Annotated in this window: 15 protein-coding genes and 1 pseudogene; 1 reads left to right on the top strand and 15 read right to left on the bottom strand. The window is 74.1% G+C overall.

Annotated features, from left to right (window positions below):
- Positions 1-239 precede the first annotated feature (239 nt).
- Positions 240-830 (top strand): DNA-binding response regulator, encoded by a 591-nt coding sequence (locus ACIO9J_RS18820; RefSeq protein ID WP_402000205.1) that lies wholly within the window; start codon positions 240-242, stop codon positions 828-830.
- Between the two features lie 20 nt (positions 831-850).
- Here the strand turns inward: ACIO9J_RS18820 and ACIO9J_RS18815 are convergent, their stop codons facing one another.
- The 15 genes and pseudogenes from ACIO9J_RS18815 to ACIO9J_RS18745 all read right to left on the bottom strand — a co-directional run bounded on the left by ACIO9J_RS18815 (position 851) and on the right by ACIO9J_RS18745 (position 20464).
- Entirely contained in the window at positions 851-2074 is a 1224-nt protein-coding gene (locus ACIO9J_RS18815; RefSeq protein WP_402000202.1) for an NAD(P)/FAD-dependent oxidoreductase, read from the bottom strand.
- On the bottom strand, positions 2074-3702 hold the full coding sequence (locus tag ACIO9J_RS18810) for a SagB family peptide dehydrogenase (RefSeq protein WP_402000200.1): 1629 nt from the start codon (positions 3700-3702) through the stop codon (positions 2074-2076). Before ACIO9J_RS18810 ends, ACIO9J_RS18815 begins: the two co-directional genes overlap by 1 nt.
- Complete coding sequence (locus ACIO9J_RS18805) at positions 3699-5315, bottom strand: hypothetical protein (protein WP_402000198.1); 1617 nt, start codon at positions 5313-5315, stop codon at positions 3699-3701. The genes ACIO9J_RS18810 and ACIO9J_RS18805 overlap by 4 nt, the downstream gene beginning before the upstream one ends.
- Positions 5316-5326: 11 nt before the next feature.
- Complete coding sequence (locus tag ACIO9J_RS18800) at positions 5327-7372, bottom strand: TOMM precursor leader peptide-binding protein (protein ID WP_402000196.1); 2046 nt, start codon at positions 7370-7372, stop codon at positions 5327-5329.
- Entirely contained in the window at positions 7365-9287 is a 1923-nt protein-coding gene (locus tag ACIO9J_RS18795; RefSeq protein ID WP_402000194.1) for a hypothetical protein, read from the bottom strand. Before ACIO9J_RS18795 ends, ACIO9J_RS18800 begins: the two co-directional genes overlap by 8 nt.
- A gap of 160 nt (positions 9288-9447) precedes the next feature.
- The gene (locus tag ACIO9J_RS18790) at positions 9448-10710 is read right to left on the bottom strand and encodes a nucleotide disphospho-sugar-binding domain-containing protein (RefSeq protein ID WP_402000192.1); all 1263 of its coding nucleotides are present in this window, start codon (positions 10708-10710) and stop codon (positions 9448-9450) included.
- Positions 10711-10755: 45 nt separating this feature from the next.
- Positions 10756-11142: pseudogene (locus tag ACIO9J_RS18785) on the bottom strand (DegT/DnrJ/EryC1/StrS family aminotransferase); the annotation flags it as partial.
- 44 nt (positions 11143-11186) lie between these two features.
- The gene (gene rfbB, locus ACIO9J_RS18780) at positions 11187-12194 is read right to left on the bottom strand and encodes a dTDP-glucose 4,6-dehydratase (protein WP_402000190.1); all 1008 of its coding nucleotides are present in this window, start codon (positions 12192-12194) and stop codon (positions 11187-11189) included.
- Entirely contained in the window at positions 12191-13258 is a 1068-nt protein-coding gene (locus ACIO9J_RS18775) for a glucose-1-phosphate thymidylyltransferase (protein WP_402000187.1), read from the bottom strand. The genes rfbB and ACIO9J_RS18775 overlap by 4 nt, the downstream gene beginning before the upstream one ends.
- Positions 13255-14544, bottom strand: coding sequence for a macrolide family glycosyltransferase (locus ACIO9J_RS18770; RefSeq protein WP_402000184.1), 1290 nt, complete (start codon positions 14542-14544; stop codon positions 13255-13257). The genes ACIO9J_RS18775 and ACIO9J_RS18770 overlap by 4 nt, the downstream gene beginning before the upstream one ends.
- 12 nt (positions 14545-14556) lie before the next feature.
- Positions 14557-15447, bottom strand: a complete 891-nt coding sequence (locus tag ACIO9J_RS18765; RefSeq protein WP_402000181.1) for an ABC transporter permease — start codon at positions 15445-15447, stop codon at positions 14557-14559.
- Positions 15444-16430 (bottom strand): ATP-binding cassette domain-containing protein, encoded by a 987-nt coding sequence (locus tag ACIO9J_RS18760; RefSeq protein WP_402000178.1) that lies wholly within the window; start codon positions 16428-16430, stop codon positions 15444-15446. The genes ACIO9J_RS18765 and ACIO9J_RS18760 overlap by 4 nt, the downstream gene beginning before the upstream one ends.
- 22 nt (positions 16431-16452) lie before the next feature.
- A complete protein-coding gene (locus tag ACIO9J_RS18755) occupies positions 16453-17724 on the bottom strand; it encodes a cytochrome P450 (RefSeq protein WP_402000175.1) in 1272 nt (423 codons plus the stop codon).
- The gene (locus tag ACIO9J_RS18750; RefSeq protein ID WP_402000172.1) at positions 17721-19169 is read right to left on the bottom strand and encodes a macrolide family glycosyltransferase; all 1449 of its coding nucleotides are present in this window, start codon (positions 19167-19169) and stop codon (positions 17721-17723) included. The genes ACIO9J_RS18755 and ACIO9J_RS18750 overlap by 4 nt, the downstream gene beginning before the upstream one ends.
- The gene (locus tag ACIO9J_RS18745; RefSeq protein WP_402000169.1) at positions 19166-20464 is read right to left on the bottom strand and encodes a macrolide family glycosyltransferase; all 1299 of its coding nucleotides are present in this window, start codon (positions 20462-20464) and stop codon (positions 19166-19168) included. The genes ACIO9J_RS18750 and ACIO9J_RS18745 overlap by 4 nt, the downstream gene beginning before the upstream one ends.
- Positions 20465-20752: the final 288 nt, after the last annotated feature.

Here is a 20752-nt window from a genome sequence, read left to right as displayed (position 1 = left end):
GACGCGAGTTCGGACGAGTTCGTACGGGTCGGCACCCACGAAGACCTCAATTCCACCCGCTCTCGGCGGGTGAATACTGAGTAAAAGCGCGGCCAGAAAGCTGTGAACAATCAGGCGGGGGACAGCCTATGCGTCAAATAGCTCCTGTTAATTGTATCCGGATCGCCGTTTGCGACTCGCGTCATCTGGCGCGGGCGGGACTCATCGGAGTCCTTGCGCGGGAGCCCGACATCTCCGTGGTGGCGGAGGTCTGGGACGCGGCGGACGTGGCACAGACCTTGCGTACGGAACGGCCCGACGTGGTGGTCGTCAGCCATGATCCACTCGTCATGGACGGCATCGCGGTGGCCGAAGCCCTCGGCTCCTGCCCCGAGTTGGCGTCCTCGGGCGCGGGCGTCCTGATGCTCTGCGACTCCCTGGAACACGACGAACTGCTCTCGGCGCTCCGGGGCGGGGTGCGCGGGGTGCTTCCGGTGAACGGCGACCCGTTGACGCTCGCCGCCGCCATCCGCGAGATCGCCGCGGGCGCCATGCTCCTCAAGTCGCCGACGGCCGTGGGCCTCATCAACCGTCTGGTCAGCCGGTCGCCGGGGGTCACCGTGGTGCCCGGGTCCCATCTGTCCAGGCTCACCCACCGCGAACGCGACGTCCTGTCCCTGGTGGCCAACGGCCACTCCAACTGCGAGATCGCCCAGAAGCTGTCCCTCAGCGAAGCGACCGTCAAGTCGCACCTCTACCACCTCTGCCAGAAGCTCGGCCTGCGCGACCGCGCCCAGGCCGTCATCCTCGCCTACGAGACGGGGCTCGTCCGGGCCTGCCCCGCGGCCTGACCCGACCACTCGGGGCCCGTTCACGCCGGGGAGAACTGGGCCGCGTCGACATGACTCACGGCCACCGAGAGGAACGCCCGCGTGGACCCCGGGTCGCTCGCGATCCACCGCAGGAACCCCCTTCTCTCGTCGGTCACTTGGAGCCCCGCGCTGTCCAGAGCCATCTGGTAGCGGGGCTCCATCAGCCGGTCGCGGGCCGCCGCGTAGCCGTGCAGCGCCGCGTCGAGCGCCGCCTCGTCGGCGAAGCCCGGCCCCGATTCCGTTCCCGCCCCTGCCCCTACTCCTGCCTCTGCCCCTTCGGCCACCGCATCGGCGAGGGCCGCCGCCTGCTCGAAAGCGTCGCTGATACCGGTGCCGGTGATCGAGTCCTTGTGGCAGCCCGCGTCGCCCACGAGCACCCAGCCGGGCCCCGTGGCCTGCCGGAAGAAGTTGAACTGGCTGCCGGTGCCGCGCAGCCGCTCCACGCGGCGCGCGCCGGCGGCCCGTTCGGCCAGGTCCGGCGCCGTGCTGCGCAGGGCCTCCTCGTACGCAAGGGCCGGATCCCGGCGTACGGCGGGGAACTCCTCCTGCGGGAAGTAGGCGGCGACCAGCGTGAGTCCGTCGTGCGTCGGCACCACGCCGATCAGCCGCCCGGTGCGCTCATGGACCTCGAACTCCGCCGGGAGTCCCGCCCAGTAGCCGTAGTACACGCAGGTCATCGGGGCGTCCTCGCGCTCCGTTCGGGCGCCGACCAGGCGGGCCACCGTGGAGCGCATCCCGTCCGCGCCGACCACCAGGCGGGCGCGGACCTCCTGGGTCGCACCGCCGTCGGTCCGGCAGGTGACCCCGGTGACGCGGCCTCCTTCGCCGGTCAGTATCCCGGTGACCGTGCAGCCGTCCCTGAACTCGGCGCCCGCCTCGACGGCCGCGTCGGCGACCAGGCTGTCCAGGACGTAGCGGCGCGGCGCGTACACGGCGTCGATGCGCTCCTCCACCGGGACGGGCCCTTCGAGCCTGAGCTCGCCCTCCAGCGCGTACGAGATGTGGCGCACCGGCGGGCAGCCCCCGGCCTTCAGCGGTTCGAGGAGACCCCACCGGTCGAGCAGCCGCAGCCCAGGGCGGTGGATGTGCTGGGTGGAGAGCGTGTCGGCAGGGAACCGGGTGCGGTCGAGCAGCAGCACGCGGTGCCCCGCCCTGGCGAGGAGCATCGCCGTCGCGGCGCCCGCGCTCCGCGCGCCCACGACCACCACGTCGTAAGACTCCATCAGTCGCTGTCCCTCTCGGTCGTGATCGTGCCCCGCAGAGGCAGCTGCGGGTCGGTCCTGTCGGGGGCCGCGCGCCCCACCGTCACCAGGACGAGCGGCCGGAGCGGCGCGGGCAGGCCGAGGGCGTCCGCGGTGCCCGTCAGGTCGAAGTCGCAGTGCACATGGCTGTCGAGACCGGCGGCGGCCGCCGCGAGGGCGACGCGCTGCACGGCGGTGCCCGCGGCGATGGTGAGCATGCGGTACCAGCGGTCGCCGTGCGCGAGGACCCCGCCGTGCGGATCGCCGCAGACCACCAGGGTCGCGGTCGCGGTGCGGCACTCGTCGGCCAGCATCGGGCTCTTGGCCGCGTGCAGCACGGCCCGCGCCGCGTCGGCGCCCCGGGTGGGCAGCAGCGCGTGCGGCCCGCGGTCGTAGAGGTACGCCCCGGTGGGCACGCTCGGCACGCCGCGCACCACCCCGGCGATCCGCACCGGCTCCCCCGCGCCGGACGGCGCGGGCGGCAGATCGGAGCGTACGGGCACGGTGGCCGTGGCGAGCAGCGAGGCGAGGACCTCCGGGGGGACCGGCGCGGGCCGGTAGCCGTAGACGGTGCGGCGCCGGGTGAATCCCCGTGCGGGGTCCGGGTGTACGGCGGGCAGGTTGATGGCGGAGGCGGCTTCGGGGGCCGGGTCGGCGGGCCCGGATTCGGGCGCTTCCCCAGTGCCGCCCCCGGTGCCGTCCCGGGGTCCGTCGAGGATGGCCTGATGCAGCGCGGCGGCGTCCGCGACGGCGGGGATGCCGGTCAGCGGCCGGGGCGCGGGGCGCTCGGCGGGCACGTCGGACCGCCACCAGGACGCGGCCGGCACAGGCGGTCCCGGCCGGCGGGCGCCGTCCGTGGGCCGGTGCACGGTGACCACGGCGAACACGCTCTCCGCCGCCGCGTCCAGACCGATGTGCCGGTCCAACTCCCGGTCGTCGAAGCGCAGATGGACCTCGGCGCGCAGCCCCGCGCTCTCGGCGGCGGCCACCGCCTGGGCGACCGCGACACCGCAGTCCAGGCTCTGGAGGCGGTAGCCGAACGACCCGTACTTGGCGGAGTTGCGCCACAGCACGCTGCTGAGGAGGAGGACGAACTCGGTTGGTGCGGAAGGGGGTTCGGCGAGATCGGCGAGGAGCAGTTCCCTCCCGTCCCCGTCCCTGAGCCGCTCCAGCGCGTGGTGCGCGGGGTCGTAGTGGGAGAGTCCCGGGGCCGTGCCGTCCACGTCGGCGTGCGCGACGTACACCTCGACGGGATAGCGGGATCCGGAGGCGGCGCCGGGGCGGCCGGGGGCGAGGATCACCCGGCGTTCGCGTGCCGCCTCCGTGGCGGCGGTGGCGAGTCCGGTCGGCATGATGCCGCTCATCCACCGCATCCGGGTCAGCCCGTTGGCCTGCCGCAGGAGCCAGGAGAGCCGCTCCCCCGAGGTGGCTCCGGGCGTCTCGCCCTGGCTGGTCAGGGGGTGGCGCTGGGCGGCCGGGTAGCTCTTGTAGAGCGGCGGCAGGAGGCCCGTGTCGGCGGTGGGCAGGGCGTCGGGCGGCAGGTGCCCGGTGGTGAGGAAGTGGAGCGCGGCGGCGCCGGTGGCGTGCGCGGCCGTGACGGATGCGGTCACTGGTGGGCCCCTTCCGGGTGCGGGCTCCCCGTGGGCGTCCGGCCGGGGACGGGCAGCAGGCAGCGTTCGTCGGGCCCGGGGGTGCCGAGCGCGATCTGGAACAGCGGCTCGTGGCCCGCGGGCAGGGACAGGGCGCGGGACAGGACGGCCGCGTCGTAGCCGTTGTGGACGCGGGCGGCGAGCCCCTCGGCCGCGCTCAGCACGCACAGGCGCTGCGCGAGCACGCCCGCCTCGTGGTGCAGGACCCTGAACCCCCGGTCGCCGAAGGCTCGTTGGGCGTCCTCGCGCGGGCCCGAGAGGAAGAGGACCGCGTGCACGGACCGGTAGTCGATGTTGGGCGCGGCGACCCCGAGCCGGGACAGCGGCACGGCCCCGCGGTGCACGAGCCCGTGCGGCGTCAGCTCGTGCACACCGGCCGCCATGCCGTCGACGCGGGACGCCCACAGGTGGGCGGTGATCGGCGGTGGCGTGCCGTGCGCCCGTGCGTCCGAGGCGTACGCGTACGGCAGCCGGTCGGCGATCCCGCGCACCGTCGCGGCCGGGACCGGCGGCCCCTGCGCGCGGAACACCAGGCTGCCCGACGTGCGGTCGCGCAGCGCCTCGGCGAGGCCGGGCAGCGGGGCTGCCTGCGCCGTGTCCGGGTGCTCCGCCGCGGGCAGCTCGCCGAACGCCGCCGTGTCGGTCAGGCGCGCCGAGCGGTCCAACTCGACCAGTTCCGTGCAGAGTTCGAGCCCGTCCGGCGCGGCGACGGTGCCGGTGTCGAGCTGCGCCCCGGTGTCGAGTTCGGCCTCGGTGACCGGTGTGGACCTGCGGCGTACCGGACGGTGCCGGGCGTCCGCCCCCGGGTACAGCGCCAGCGCGAGGGCGACGCTCTCCTGCGGCGGGCGGGCGCCGATGAGCCGTTCGACGGCGCCGTCGACGAACTGGTGGTGCACCTGCCCCCGTACGCCGAGCGCGTCGGCGACGAGCAGCGCGTTCCCCGCGACGAGTCCGGTCTCCTGCGCGCACAGCCGGTACGCGTAACTGCCGTAGCGGAAGGCGGTCCGCCAGAACACCGTGGAGAGCAGCAGCACGCCGACGGCCCCGTCGAGGTGCGCGCCGAGCGCCCTGCCCAGGACGTCCCCGTGGTCACCGGCCCTGACCTGGACCAGCGCGTGGTGGGCCGGGTCGTGGGAGTAGAACCCCGCGGGCAGCCCGGCGTGTCCCGGTGTCCACAGGTGGATGTCGACGGGTGCGAAGCAGCGGGCCGACGGGGTGGCCCGGTGGTAGGGCCAGCGGGCGGTCGGGCCGAACTCCGTGCGCAGCACGCCGTTGGTGTAGTGCAGCAGCGCCGAGTGGAAGGCCGCGCTCGGCACGCTCCCCGGCCCCTCCGCCTGGTCCGGGGCCGCCGGGGCCAGGGCCGCCGGAGGCGCGGGCAGCGGGAATCGGGGCAGCGACCCGAACCGCCGGAACCGCTCGGGTTCGTCGGGTCCGCCCTCCCTCCCGCCCGGCGCCTCGGCGGTCATGGCCGCGTAGTCGTACAGCGAACGCCGCCAGAAGCGCTCGCCGGGTGACGCGGCCACGGTGCGGGCGGCGCCCTGCGGGGCTCCCCCGGCCGCCTGGGTGAGGGTCATCGCGGGACTCCTCACGGGAACGGGTGCGGGTGCGGGTTGATGTCGGCGGGGGTCAACGGGCGCTCGGCGTAACCCAGTTCGTACGGCGTGTTGAGGAGCCGGGGCAGGCCGTCGACGCGGCGGTTGCGGTGGCCGAAGGTCATCGGGAGCGTGCCGGGGACCATCACCTTGACGCAGGCGAAGCCGCCCGCCCGGTGCTCGGGGGTGGTCTGGTCGACGACGAGGACGTCCATGCCGTGGTCCGCGTAGCGGCGCACCAGCTCGGCCAGGTCGTCGCGCAGGTCGGTGTGCTCGGGCCACTTCCAGGCCGCTTCGAAGTCGGCGAACGGCCGGGCGGGGCGCGGCGAGAGCAGGAAGTCGAAGCGGTCGAAGGCGTCCTCGTGGCTGTAGAGCACCGAGTGGTCACCCATGATCTTGACCAGGGAGGGGTCCCGCACCATCGCGGCCGCCCGCTCGCGCTCCTCGGCGTCGTAGATCTTGGCGTGTTCGAGGAGGTGCGCCATCTCGTGCAGGACGTTGAGGACGGCCTTCTCCGCGGTGAGCCCGGAACCTCCGGCGCAGAGCGCCTTCGGCCTGCCCGGTTCTTGGAGCGCGTCGAGGCCGACCGCCCAGAAGCACGGCACGCCCTGTTCGAGGGTGGCGGAGTAGAGCTGGATGCCGTATCCGGTGCGCTGGCGCAGGTGCTCGATGAGCATCGGGATGCGGCGGTCGCGCGCCGAGTCCGGGTCGACCCGCGGGATCGGCATGCGGCCGTACCAGGTCATCAGGAAGGCGTCCCGCTCGGCGACTTCGAGGAGGCCGCACAGGATCGCCTCCTCCAGACAGCCGCCGAGGGCGCAGCCGTTGGATATCTCGTAGACGAAGCGCGGCTCCTCGTGGCTGTGCGCCGCGTAGTACGCGTACCGCTCGGGCACCAGGACGGGCTCGCCGCGGCCGAAGGAGTAGCCCCAGACCCAGGGCATCACCAGGTCGTCGTCGTAGCGTACGTAGGGGAAGCCGGGCAGGTCGTGGCGCTCGTCCGGGTAGAGGCCGAACGCACGCGGATCCACGGCCCGTTCGCCCAGTTCGCGGTGGCTCGCGGTGACCGCGGTGCGCCGGCCGCGCGGCTGCTCGCCGCCGAAGCGCTCAAGTGCCTCCAGGACGGCGGTGATCCGCGAGGAGCGGTAGTCCAGGGTGCGGCCCCAGCCGTGCTGCGAGCTGTTGCCGCGCAGCGAGCTCAGCGGCGCGACGGCGCGCGGCAGCGGCCCGGAACGCTCGTCGTCGACGGACGGCACGACGCCCGCCGCGTCGTCCACGTACAGGTCGTACAGCTCCTCCGCGCGGGCCAGCACGTCCTGCACGCGGAACACGTCGGGGGCGGGCTTGGGCCGCGCGGCCGGGGTGACCACGGCGTCGTCCGGGGCGTCCTGCGGCAGGCCGCCGCACACCTCGCACGGCGCGTGCGGCAGATAGCGGTGCGCGTCCACCGCGAGCGAGGCGAGGTCCACGCGCAGGAACCGGTCGCCCGGCCTGCGGCCCGCGAACTCCCGTCCGGTGACGACCTGTTCACCCGCGAGGGACCTGGCGAGCAGGTCGACGGCGAGCTCGGCGGCCACCGCGGCGGCGGCCCTGGTGCGCAGCGCGGAAGGACGCCCGGTCAGCGCCGTGCCGTGCCGCTCGCGCAGCGCCTCGTACTCCCTCGCCTTGTCGCGGGCGAGCCTGCGCCGCCAGTCGGCGCACTCCGGGCAGCCGCCGTCGGGCGTCCCGGCGAGCGGCCCGACGTGCACGGCGTCCGCGGCGGCGAACACGGGCAGCCAGGGGATCCCGGCGAACCCGGCCGCCTCGCGCACCCGCGCGACGGTCGCGGGACGGGGCGCGTCGCCGACGACGAGGACCGCGGCGCGGCCGCGCAGGGCCGGGGCGGCGCCGTCGGGGCGTACGACGTCGAAGACGCGGGCTGCGACGGAGGCGACCGCCTCGTCCAGGAGGCCCCCGTCGCCGACCAGGGCGACGGTGGGGCGGGGCGCAGTGGGCTCAGTCGTCGACGGGATGGGCGTCGACGGGATGGGCTCAGTCATCGAGCAGCACCACCTTGAGCAGGTGCGGGAGTACGCGGGTGACGGCGGCGTCGCCGTGCAGCGGGACGGCGACCGGCTCCTGGCCCCGCGCGCGCAGGGTTTCGACCAGGGTGCCGTAGCGTCCCTCGCCCGGTTCACGGGCGCCGGTCCGCAGGCGCACCGCGGGCGACGGGGCGTACTGGGGCTGGTCGGCGGCGGCCGCCTGGTGGCTCAGGAGCAGGTGCCCGAGCGTCGACTCGACGGCCTCGTCGGCGGTGAACCCGGCGCCGTGGGTGACGAGTTGGCCGTCCAGCGCCGCGGCGCGGACGAACGCGCCGTCCGGGGCGTCCACCGCGTACACGCGCAGGTCGCCGCCGGTCGCGGTGAGCAGACCGAGGAACCGCTGTGCGGTGTCGGTGAGTTGAAGTCCGGCGGGGTCGAGCTCGGCCGCCGAATCCGGGACGGTACCGACAGGGACGCCGCGCAGGACGTGGTCGAGCAGGCCCTGTTCCACGGCGTCGGCCCAGGTGACCCCGGCCGCGACGCCGACGGCACCCGACTCGTCCCGGGTCGGCACCTGCCGGCCCTCGCCGTCGGTGAGAGCGATGCCGTGCGTGGGCCCGGGGGCCGAGGCCCGCGCCGCGTACGCCGCGAGGCCGTGCCGCAGGGCGGCGTCCCTGGCCGCGTCGAAGTCCGTTCCCGCGCCCCAGACGTCGAAGGGCCCGCCCGGCCTTCCCGGGTCGTCGACGGCGAGCCGTACGACGCGCAGCGGGAACTGGTCGAGGTGCTCCTCGGTCACCGGCGCGAGCACACCGAGCCGGGTGTCGGTCACGGCGACGACCCGCTCCGCGAGCTCCGCCGCGTCAACTGCCTCATCAGCAAAGGGAGTTGGAACAACGGCTCCGGACGCTGCCTCGGCCGGGTGCGGGGACAGCGTGTGCGTGCGCGTCTGGAGGGTCTCCAGGTCGAGGTGGACCACCCGGGCCGAAGCCGAGGTGTCCTCCGCGTCGTCGGCGACCCCCGTGACGTACTCGAAGGCGCGGAACGCCAAGTGGTTGGCGATGATGCCGGGCACGGGCCCGGTGAGGAAGCGGCCCGTGGCGTCGCCCGCGCCCACCCGGCGCCACAGGCTGCCCCAGCGGGCGGAGCCGGGCGCGCTGTCCGGTGCGCGGACCGGGCCGATCCACGCCTCGTCGCCGATGACCGTCGCCGTGATCAGCATCGTCCCGGCCGCCGCGCACGCCGCGTCCAGGGCGGCGAACAGGGCGGGGTCCGCGTGGTCCGTCGCGGCCAGCAGGACGTCGGCGCCCTCGGCCGCGCGGACCGCGGCCGCCGTATCGAACCCGCCCGGTCCGGCGAACGGCTCCACGGCCAGGCTCTGGCCGGAGTCGCGGTCCCCCGCCGTCGCGGCGAGCGCGTCGAGCCGCGCGCGGTCCCCGGCGTCCGCCGTCGTGGGCAGTGCCGTCACCCGGGCCGCGCCGGAGAGCAGCACCGCCTCGACGAGCCCGGTGAACACCGCGCCCGCGCCGACCACCCGGATGCCGCTCTCGCGGTAGCGCTGGAAGCGGCGGCCGGGCGAGGTGCGGAACGCCTCGACGAACGCGATCTGCGAGGCGTACGCCGAGACGGCCTCCTCGGAGAGCGTGTGCGGCTCGTCCGCGCCCACGTCGCGGACGAGGCCCGCCTCGTGCAGCGCGCCGACGAGCCGCTCGACCATCTGGCGCTTGGGGGCCGGCAGTCCCGATGTGAGGTCGCCGACGCTGTGGCCGCCGTTCAGATGGGGGGAGAGCTTCTCCAGCCAGGTGTAGGTGGAGGCCCCTTGGAAGGTGACGACGTCACTGCCGTTGGTCAGCAGGACCCCGTCGCCCTCGGGGGTCGGGGTGAAGAACACCCCGGCCCTCATCCGCGGGCACATGGCCGCGACATCGCTCCGCATGACGGCTCGCTCCTCTTCTCGGTGTTCGTGATCGTGCCAGCGGGCGGTGCTCAGGTCGTCCGTCCCTGGACTGCTTTCTCGGGTCCGCCCGGCGGACGGAGTTCCGGTCCCGGCTCCGACTCGGGTGGGGGTTTCCGCCTCACTTCCCCCGGCCGCGAGGTCAGGAGGTACGCGCGTGCCTGCGGGTCAGATCGGTCAGGACGGGCACCAGGTCGGCGGGTCCCGGCAGCGCGGCGAGCTCCTGGCGCAGCACCGCGGCGCCGTTGTGGAACAGGGGCTCCGAGACGAGCCTGCCCAGCGCCTCGCGCAGCGCCTCGGGGCTGAACTCGGCGGGTTCCAGGGTGAGTCCGGCGTACCGCTCGGTGGCGTAGCGGGCCGCGGCGCGCTCGCCCCAGTACGGCATCGGCACGATCAGCTGGGGCACGCCGAGCGCGGCGGCGGTGGAGAACGTGCCCTCGCCGCCGTGGTGGACGACGGCCGCGCACCCCGGAAGGAGCTGGCTGAGCGGCAGGTAGTCGACGACCCGCACGTGGTCGGGGATCGCCGCGCCCTCGGTCTGGTCGGGGGTGAGCGTGGCGACGAGTTCGACGCCGAGGCCCTCGGTGGCGGCGAGGACGTCGGAGACCGGCACGCCGCTCTCCCGGAACAACTGCCGTCCCCTGCCGCCGACGCCGAGCGTCAGACAGACCCGCGGCCGCGAGGGGCGCGCGTGCAGCCAGTCGGGCACCTGCGCGCCGCCGCTGTAGGGGATCCAGCGCATGCTCTCGTAGTGGTGGTCCGAGGCGACCGAGGGGCGCAGGCCCGGCGGCATCGGGTCGATGCTCCACTGGCCGAGGAGCAGTTCCTCCTCGTAGGGCAGGCCGTACGGTTCGAGGAGCTGCTGCATGACCTCTTCGAGCGGCTCGGGCCAGGCGGCCGCGGTGTGCTGGTCCGTGCGGTAGCGCACCGAGCGCCCGCGGAGCCAGCCGATGGTGTCCTGGCCCCACAGGAGCCGGGCGTGCGCGGCGCCGCTGAGCCGGGCCGCGACGGCCGCGGGCAGACAGAACGGGTCCCACAGGACGAGGTCGGGCCGCCAGCGCACCGCGGTGCCCGCGAGGTCTTCGAGGAGCGGGCGGAGCCGGGCGAAGAGGCGGGTCAGCCTGAACCACTTCTCGCCCCAGTCCGGGCAGTCCTTGGGGTCGGCGGCGAGGTCGCCGGAGAGGCCGTCGAGGAGGGCGGGGTCACGGCTGTACGCGACGATCTCGTCGAGGTCGTCGCCCCGGCCGAGCGGCACCGCGGCGAGTCCGGCCTCCGTGACGGGGCGCGTCATGTCGGGATGGGTGGCGACGCGCACCTCGTGGCCCGCGTTCTGCAGCGCCCAGGCGAGCGGGACGACGGGGAAGGTGTGCGCGGTGGCGGGGAAGACGACGAACAGGACACGCATGGACGCGCTCCTTTCTGGGCCGGACAGCCCGGGGTGCGGGGCGGGTCAGCCCCGGGCGGCGAGGAATTCCTTGAAGGTGGCGGCGGTGTGGTCGGGCATCTCGTCGGTCAGGCCCGGGTAGACGCCGGCCCAGAAGGTCCCGGACGTGACGATGTCGCTGTGGGTGAGCCCGCCGGAGATCCGGTGCGGCGCGCCGTCCAGGCTCTGCCGCAGCCGCGTCCAGTTGCGCCTGCGGGCGGCCACGAAGGCGTCCGGCTCGGCGAGTTGGGAGAGGCCGAGCGCCGCCTGGAGGTCGGAGGTGAGGACGCGGCCGCCCTCCCCCATCGCGAGGTGGTGGGCCGGGTAGAAGCTGACGGTGGACAGCGCGCCGAAGGTGCCGGTGAGCCGCCCGTCGTAACGGGCCCCGACCGCGTCGCAGTCGTCCTCCACCAGGCGCCGCTCGCCGAGCTGCGGCGAGGTCAGCGCGCTCTCCGCGTTCATCGTGCGCCCGCCGCGTCGAGGGCGTCGGCCGGGTCGAACGCGTCGGCCGCCCGCGCGGTGGCGTGCCGCGCCCGGTACCAGTCGATGGTCTCGGCCAGGCCCTGCGCGAAGGGGACGCGGGGGCGGTAGCCGAGGCCGCGCAGCTTGGTGTCGTCCACGCAGTAGCGGCGGTCGTGGGCCTTGCGGTCCTCGACGCGGCGCACCGCGCTCCAGTCGGCGCCGCACGCGTCGAGCAGCATGCCGGTGAGCTCGCGGTTGGTGAGCTGGGTGCCGCCGCCGACGTTGTAGACCTCGCCGGGCGCGCCGCGCTCGACGACCAGGCGGATCGCCCGGCAGTGGTCGCTGACGTGCAGCCAGTCGCGGATGTTGCCGCCGTCCCCGTACAGCGGCACTGAGCCGCCGTCGAGCAGCGTCGTCACGAAGTGCGGGATGAGCTTCTCCGGGTGCTGGCGCGAGCCGTAGTTGTTGCTGCACCGGGTGATGCGGACGTCGAGGCCGTGGGTACGCGCGTAGGAGAGGGCCAGCAGGTCGGCGGAGGCCTTGGACGCGGCGTACGGCGAGTTCGGGTCGGGCGGCGACTGCTCGGTCCAGGCGCCGTGGTCGATGGAGCCGTACACCTCGTCCGTGGACACGTGCAGGAAGGTGCCCGCCCCCGCCGCGCGCGCCGCCTCCAGGAGGGTGTGGGTGCCGAGCACGTTGCTGCGCACGAACGCGCCCGAGTCGGCGATCGACCGGTCGACGTGGGTCTCCGCGGCGAAGTTGACGATCACCGTGCCGGGCCCGATCAGCCGTCGTACGAGCGCCGCGTCGGTGATGTCGCCGTGCACGAAGCGCAGCCGGGGGTCGTCGGCGAGCGCACCGAGGCGGGCCCGGTCGCCCGCGTAGGTCAGCGCGTCGAGGACGGTCACGTCGGCGTCGGCGGGCGAGCCGGGGCCGAGCAGGTCGTGGACGAAGTGCGAGCCGATGAATCCGGCGGCGCCGGTGACGAGGTACGGAACGGTCATGACGTGATGTGCACCTTGCTGTGATCACCCAGCATGAAGCGGTGGGCTGCGGGGCGGCGTGGGGCGGGGGCGACTTCGACGTGGCAGCCGATCAGCGAGGCGTCGATGCGGCGCACCCCGGTGATCGAGGAGTCGCCGAGGACGATGGAGAACTCGATCTCGCTGTCCTCGATGCGGCAGTTCTCGGCGATGGAGGTCGAGGGCCCCACATAGGAGTTGACGACGCGGGACCCGGCGCCGATCAGGGCGGGTCCGACGATGCGCGAGCCGCGCACCTCGGCGCCGGGACCGATCCGTACCCGGCCGATGAGTTCGCTGTCGTCGCTCACCACGCCCTCGACGCACGGCTCCAGCTGTTCGAGGACCTGCCGGTTGGCCTCCAGCATGTCGGCGGCGCTGCCGGTGTCCTTCCAGTAGCCGCTGATCATGGCGGGGCGCACGTCCCTGCCCTCGTCGATCAGCCACTCGATGGCGTCGGTGATCTCCAGCTCGCCGCGTTCCGAGGGGGCGATGGCGCGTACGGCGCGGTGGACGAGCGGGGTGAAGAGGTAGACACCGACGATCGCCAGATCGCTCTTGGGCCGCTCCGGCTTCTCCTCTAGGCCGGTGACCCGGCCGGTCTCCGAGAGCGTGACGACGCCGTACGCGCTGGGGTCGGCCACCCGGGTCAGGAGGATCTGCGCGTCGGGCCGCTCGGCGCGGAAGCCGTCCACGAGCGGGGTGATGCCGCCGAGGATGAAGTTGTCCCCGAGGTACATCAGGAAGTCGTCGTCGCCGAGGAAGTCCCGGGCGATAAGCACCGCGTGCGCGAGGCCGAGCGGGCTCTCCTGCGGCAGGTACGTCACGTCGAGGCCGAAGGCGGAGCCGTCGCCGACGGCCCGTTCGATCTCGGCGGCGGTGTCGCCGACGACGATGCCGACCTCCTTGATCCCGGCGTCCGCGATGGCTTCGAGGCCGTAGTGGAGCACGGGCTTGTTGGCGATGGGCACCAGCTGTTTGGCGGAGGTGTGGGTAATCGGCCGCAGCCGCGTCCCCGCGCCTCCCGCCAGTACGAGCGCTTTCACGACTCTCCTTCCGTTCGCGTACGGGCGGGCGCGGTGTGCGCGACGGGCGCGGCGTGTGCGGTGTGCGCGACGGGCAGTCGGCGTTCCACGATGTCCGCGGCCCGCGCGGGGCCCCCGGCGGCGCGGATCTGCTCGCGCATGGCGCGGGCGCGCTCCTGCGCCACCGGGTCGCCGAGCAGCCTGGCGACCGCGTCGCGCAGTACGGCGGGGTCGAGCGCGTCACGGTGCAGCGGGACGCCGATGCCGAGCTCCGCGAGGCGGTCCGCGTTGGCCCGCTGCTCCCCCATCTGCGGGACGGTGACCATGGGCACCGCACTGCTCAGCGCCTCCAGGACGCTGCCCATCCCGGCGTGCGTGACGAACGCGTCGGCGTGCCGCAGGACCGCCTGCTGGGGCACGTGGACGTGCGCCTCGATGTGCGGCGGAAGGGGCCCGAGCCCGTCCGGGTCGTGCGCGCCGACGGCCATCACCACGTGCCAGTCGGTGTCGCGCAGCGCCTCGACGCAGTCGCGGAAGAAGCCGGGCCTGCCGCTCTGCACGGTGCCGAGCGACACGAGGACGACGGGGCGTCCGTCGCCGGGCGGCGTCCAGTCGCCGTCGAGGGTGCGGGGCGCGGCGCAGGGTCCTACGAAGTGGTGGCTCGTGTCGAAGGTGTCTCCGGCGCACTGGAGGGCGCGCGGCAGGAACACCAGGGTCTCGGCGCGGGGTCCCGGCGCTTCCCCGTCGCCTCCCCCGAAGAAGTCCCGCGCCGCCCCCATCGCGTCGAGTTCCGTGAAGAGGGCGCCCATCTCCCGGAAGACGGCGGCGAGTTCGGGGTCCGAGGGATCAAACCGGGCGTACCCGGCAGCGGCGAGGGACCAGTGCTCGTTGACCGCCATCGTCGGCACGCAGCGGATCGCGGGCACCCCGAGCCCGTCGGCAAGGACGCGTCCCGCCCAGCCGAGGACCCCGTCGTAGAGCATCAGGTCGGGCGGATCGGCGCGGAACGCGGCGCGCAGCGGCGGCACGATCGCGCGGGTCTCGCGGGTCAGTCCGCGCAGGTTGTGGACGTAGTCGACGGTGGTGAGCCGGTCCGGGTCCGCGGTCGCCGCGAGGGTGGCCCGGGGATCGGTGAGCGTGGTCTCGTACGGCACCAGGCGGGCGCCCGCGCGCTCGATCTCGGCCCCGTACGCGGCGGGCACGGCGTAGCTCACCCGGTGCCCGCGGGCGACGAGTTCGGCCACCAGGCCCTGGGTGACGTTGACGTGCCCGAAGCCGGGGATGTTGAAGAAGCCGATGTGTGCCATGACGTGCTCCGTTCAGTACCGCGGGGTGTGGAAGGCGCGCACCGCGAGCGGCCCGAAGACGGCGAGCAGCACCGCGCACCAGCCGAGCGCGGCGGCGACGGGGTGGGCGGTCGGCCAGGCGGCGTCGGGCGGCACGGCCATGGGGTCGCCGAAGAGTCCCCTGGCCGCGGAGACGATCGCGCTCACCGGGTTCCACTCGGCGACCAGGCGCAGCGCGGGCGTCATCCCGTCGGCCGGTACGAAGATGTTGGAGACCATGGTGAGCGGGAACGTCAGCATGCCGATGAGGTCGGTGACCGCGCGGGAGCGGACCACCAGGCCCAGCCAGATGCCCAGCCAGCTGAAGGCGTAGCGGGCGAGGACCAGGAGCAGGAAGCCCCCGGTGATCCCGGCCGCCGAGCCGTCGGGGCGCCAGCCGACGAGGAGTCCGCAGCCCGCCATGACGAGCAGGCTGATCGCGCCGCCGATGATCTCGGCGACCGACTGCCCCACGGGTACGCCGGCGCGGCTCATCGGCAGCGAGTGGAAGCGGTCGATGACCCCCTTCTCCTTGTCCTCGACCACGACGCCCGCGCTCGCGGAGACACCGAAGACGGTCATCTGCGCGAGCATGCCGGGCAGCAGGAAGTCGACGTACGAACTCCCGCCCGGGGACTGCATGTTGCTGCCGAGCACGTACACGAACAGCACGGTGAAGACGAGCGGCAGGAGCAGCGCCATGACGGCGCGCTCGGGGGCGCCGCGCAGCTGGATGAGATAGCGCCGGGTGACGGTCGCGGCGTCGCCCGCGCACCAGCGGAGCCGGACGTACCAAGGTTCGTCGGCGCTGATGGCCGGGGGTGGCGGGGCGAGCGCGGGGCGCGGCGCGGCGGGCGCCCGGTCGTCGACTGCGGTGCGGTTCACCGTGCCACCTCCTGGGTGCGGCGCGCGTCGCCGAGCAGCCGCAGGAAGACCTCGTCGAGGGTGGGACGGCGCAGCGCGAGGTCCTCGACCTCGACGCCCGCGGCCGCGAGGTCGTGCAGCGCCGCGGCGAGCACGGCGGTGCCGCGCCCCGGGGCGTCGCCGGTGCCCGCGGCGACGGTCACCCTGCGCAGTTCGGTCCTGAGCTCGGCGCGCCGGCCGCCGCCCGCTCGCTCCAACACGCCTGCCGCGAGCTCCAGTTGGCGGGCGTCGCGGACCGTCAGGTCGATGTGCTCGGTGCCCAGCGACGCCTTCAGCTCGTCGGGCGTGCCGTCGGCGACGACCCGGCCGCCTCCCCCGTCGGGGTTGGCGAGCACGGCGATGCGGTCGGCGAGGTGGTCGGCCTCCTCCAGATACTGCGTGGTGAGCAGCACGGTGGTGCCGCCGCGCACCATGTCCCGCACGCTGTCCCAGAGTTCACCGCGGCTCTCCGGGTCCAGGCCGGTGGTCGGCTCGTCGAGGAAGACCACGGCGGGCGAGACGATCAGGCTGACCGCGAGGTCGAGCCTGCGCCGCATGCCGCCGGAGTAGGTGCGCACGGGGCGCCGGGCCGCGTCCTGGAGCCCGAAGCGTTCGAGGAGTTCGGTGGCGCGCCCGCGCACGGCGGCGCCGCGCATCCGGTACATCCGGGCGAACATCTCCAGGTTGTCGCGCCCGCTGAGGAGTTCGTCGACCGACGCGTACTGCCCGGTGAGCCCGATCCGGCAGCGCACGGCGGCGGCCTCGGTCACCACGTCGTGCCCGGCGACGCGCGCGCCGCCGGCGTCCGGCCGCGCGAGGGTGGCCAGGATCCGCACCAGCGTCGTCTTGCCCACGCCGTTGGGCCCGAGCAGGCCGCACACGGTGCCGGGCGCGACGCTCAGGTCGACGCCGCCGAGCGCGGGCGTCGCGCCGAACCGCTTGTGCAGGGACCGTACTTCGATCATGCGGCCGCTCCGGTGGGCTCGGTCATGCGCTCGCTCCGGAGGTCCCCGCGGCGAGCCGCACCGGCAGCGTGAGCAGCCCGCGCATGTCGCCGACGGGCCGCCAGTGCTGCGGCTGGTCAGGATCGGCGAGGGCGATTCCGGGAAAGCGGTCGAGGAGCGCGCCGAGCGCCGTGCCCACCTGAAGCCTGGCCAGCGGCGCGCCCAGGCAGAAGTGGATGCCGTGGCCGAAGGACAGGTGCGGCGCGCGCTCCCTGGTGACGTCGAGGCGCCCCGGCTCGGGGCAGACGGCCGGGTCGCGGTTGGCGGCGGCGAGCGACACGCTGACGATGGCGCCCGCCGGGATGACGGCGCCCGCCACCGCGACGTCCTCGCGGGCCACGCGCAGTGTCGTACGCGCCAACGAGGTCTCGTAGCGCAGGAGTTCCTCGACGGCACCCGGCAGCAGCGCGGGCTCGGCGCGCAGCCGGGCGAGCTGGCCGGGGTGGCGCAGCAGGGCGTCGACCGCGTTGCCGATCATGCCGGTGGTCGTCTCGTGCCCGGCCACCAGGAGCAGCACGAGCAGGCTGACGAGCTCCTCGTCGGAGAGCCGCTCGTCCTGGTGGTGCGCCGCGATCAGCGCGCTCAGCAGGTCCGGCTGCTCCTCCGGCGGCACGTCCGTGCGGACGCCGGGCCGCCGCGCGGCGACCAGCGAGGCGAACCAGAGGCTCAGCCGCCGGGTCCGCTCCCCCGGCCCGCCGCCCGCGGCCCCCGAGACGGTGAGCATCCGCGTGGCCCAGCCGATCAGGGCGGCCCTGCTGCGGTGCGGCACGCCGACGAGCTCGCTGATCACGAGCACGGGGAGCGGGAAGGCGAAGGCCGACATGAGGTCGACGGCCCCTGACTCCCCTTCGGATACGGCTGGTTGGCCGATCTCGTCGAGGAGCTGATGGGTGATCTCCTCGACGCGCGGGGCCAGTTCGGCGACGCGGCGCGGGGTGAACGCGCCGGAGACGAGCGCGCGGAGCCGGGTGTGGTCCGGCGGGTCGCTGTTGACCAGGGGCAGGAAGAAGCTGCCGGGCCCCTGGTCCGGATAGCCCGCCTCGCTCAGGGCGCGCGCGGCCCGCCGGGGCTCCTTGGAGAACCGCGCGTCGAGCAGCACGGCCTTGGCGTCGGCGTGCCGGGTGACCAGCCAGTATTCGAGTCCGTGCGGGTTGCGGACCAGCCGGGGTCCGGGGGCGCCGTCGCGGACTTGCTCGTAGTAGGCGTGCTGGTCGCCGAAGAAGGCGGGGTGGTCGATCCGGGCGGGAGCGGTCATCGCCCGGCTCCGGTCCGGGCTGCGGAACCGGCTGTGGCTCCGGCCGCGGTTCGGGCTGCGGCCCCGGCTCCGGTACCAACTGCGGCCCCGACTGCGGTCTCGGCTCCGGTCTCAGCTGCGGCCCCAGCTCCGGTACCAGCTGCGGAACCGGCTCCGGTCCGGGCTGCGGTCTCAGCTGCGGTCCCGGCTCCGACAGCGGCCGTGGCTGCTCCGCTCCCGACGGGCCCGGCGGCGAGCAGTGACTCGATCACGGCGGCCGCCGCCCCCGCGCCGCCCGACCGCTCGATGTGCCCCCGCATCGCCCCGGCCCGCTCGGCGAACCCGGCGTCGTCGAGAACCGATCGCGCGGCGGCGCGCAGCGCGTCGGCCGACACCTCGTCCCGGCCCAGCAGCACGCCCGCCCCCAGCTCCACGACGCGGTCCGCGTTGGCCCGCTGCTCCGCCATCTGCGGCACCGTCACCATCGGCACACCGAACGACAGCGCCTCCATCACGCTGCCCATCCCCGCGTGCGTCACGAACAGGTCCGCCTCGCGCAGCACTTGGAGCTGGGGCGCGTGGCGCCGCACCTCCACGTGCGCGGGCACCCGCTCCAAGCGGTCCACGTCCACCTGACCGCCCACCGCCATCACCACGTCCCACTCGGCATCGGCGAACGCGTCCACGCACCGTTGGTAAAAGGCGAGGTCACCGTTGTGGATGGTCCCCAACGAGACGTACACGAGGGGGCGTTCGGAGGACTCACGGCGCCAGCCGCCCTCGGAGTCGCGCCGGGCGAGGCACGGCCCGACGAAGTGGAAGTCGTCGCCGAAGGTCTCGGCCCGGTACTGGAACTCCCGGGGCACGAACACCAGCGCCGGACCCTTGTCGCTGCCCGCCATCAGCTGCTGCGGCTGGAGTTCGACGCCGACGCGCGCGAGCAGCTTGGCGATGCCCCGGTAGATCCGCATGATCTCGGGGTCGGTCACGTCGACGTCCGTGTGCCGCTGCGCCAGCGACCACTCCTCGCCCGCGGCGAACGTGGTCCGGTACGGCAGGGCGGGGATGCCGCGGCGCGCGGCGACGATCCGGGCGCCCCAGCCCGACGGGTCGTCGTACACGATCAGATCGGGGCGTTCCTCGGCGCAGAAGCGGTCCAACGGGCCCAGTACGGCCAGGGTTTCGCGCAGTAGGTCGTGCAGGACCCTGACCAGGTCGCCGCTGCCGAAGCGCTCCGCGCGGTCGGCGGGGTCGTCCTTGGCGGGGAGCCCGTCCATCGTCGACTCGTACGGGACGAGCCGGGCGCCCGCCTCCTCGACGGCGCCCGCGAACCGCTCGGTCACCGCGAAGCTCACGCGGTGGCCGCGCGCGACCAGCTCCTCGACGACGCCGAGGGTGGGATTCACGTGCCCGCTGCCGGGCAGCGAGAAGAAGGCTATGTGCGCCGCGCGCCGCCCCTCACTCATCGCCCGGCTCCGGCCTGCACGGGCTTGGCCTCGGCCTCGGCACGGGTACCGGCATCCGCACCGGCATCCGCACCGCCCGTGCCTCCCGTACCGAGCAGCGACTCGATCACGTCCACCGCCTCCGTCGCCCCGCCCGACCGCTCGATGTGCCCGCGCAGCACCCCGGCCCGCTCGGCGTACCCCGCGTCACCCATCACCGACTCCGCCGCGCGCCGGAGCGTCCCCGCCGACGCCTCGTCGCGGCGCAACCGCACGCCCGCGCCCAGCTCGACGACGCGGTCCGCGTTGGCCCGCTGCTCCGCCATCTGCGGCACCGTCACGATCGGCACACCGAACGACAGCGCCTCCATCACGCTGCCCATCCCCGCATGCGTCACGAACAGATCTGCCTCGCGCAGCACTTGGAGCAGCGGCACGTGGCGCCGTACCTCGACGTGCGCGGGCACCCGCTCCAGACGGTCCACGTCCACCTGACCGCCCACCGCCATCACCACGTCCCACTCGGCATCGGCGAACGCGTCCACACAGCCCTGGAAGAACGCCACGTCGTCGTTGTGGATCGTCCCCAACGAGACCATGACCAGGGGCCGTTCACCGTCCCCACGGCGCTGCCAGTCACCGTCGAGCTTGCGCTCGTTCCAGCCGGGCCCCACGAAGTGGAAGTCGTCGGCGAACGTCTCGGACCGGTACTGGAACTCCTTGGGGATGAACACCAGCGCGGGGCCACGGTCGTTGGAGGCGAAGAACTCCTGCGTGGAGAGGCCCCCGCCGAGCCGCTCCAGCATCGCGCCGATGTCCCGGTACAGCTCGTTGAGCCCGGCGTGCTCGCCGTCGAACGACGCGTACTCGCCGTCGCTCGCGAGCGACCAGTGCTCGTTCGTCGCGAGCGTCGGGATGCTGCGCAGCGAGGGGATGCCCCAGCTCTCCGCGAGCAGCCGGCCGGTCCAGCCGGACAGGCCGTCGTAGACCAGCAGGTCCGGGCGGTCGTCGGCGAAGGCGCGGTCGAGGGCCGGGTGCAGCGCCTCGGTCTCCTGGAGCAGACCGCGCAGCACCTGGACGAAGTCGCCCGTCGTGAAGCGGTCGTTGTCCTCCAGCTTGGTCATGGTGGCCCGGAAGCGCTTCATCGTCGTCTCGTACGGCACCAGCGTGGCGCCCGCCTTGGCGACCTCCGCGCCCTGGCTCGCCGTCACGGCATAGCTGACGCGGTGCCCTCGCGCCACGAGCTCCTCGACGATTCCTACGGTCGGATTGACATGACCGGCCCCAGGAATGTTGAAGAAGGCGATATGGGACATCGTTCCACCTGCTATCTCCGGACGGACAGTGCTCGCAGCCACACTTGCGGGGAATTCAGAACCGCACCGTAGCAAAGGAATTATCCGTACTGGTAGGCCGGTTCGACTGCTCCGTACACCTTTTCCCGTACCCCATCCAGGGGTTGAGTTCCCGGCCTCCCACCTGAGTAGGAGGTCCCGGCGGGACTCCCACCTGAACGGGGTCCGAGAAACCAGGTGAGCGGCTGAAGAATTCACAATTCGCCACGGACATCATGAGGGCGGCCACCCGGCTACCGCGGTGGCCCC

The sequence above is a fragment of the Streptomyces sp. NPDC087300 genome (genome assembly GCF_044744425.1).
Taxonomy (GTDB): Bacteria; Actinomycetota; Actinomycetes; order Streptomycetales; family Streptomycetaceae; genus Streptomyces.
The sequence above is the reverse complement of the archived record's forward strand: the minus strand, read 5'-3'. Positions and strand labels throughout refer to the sequence as shown.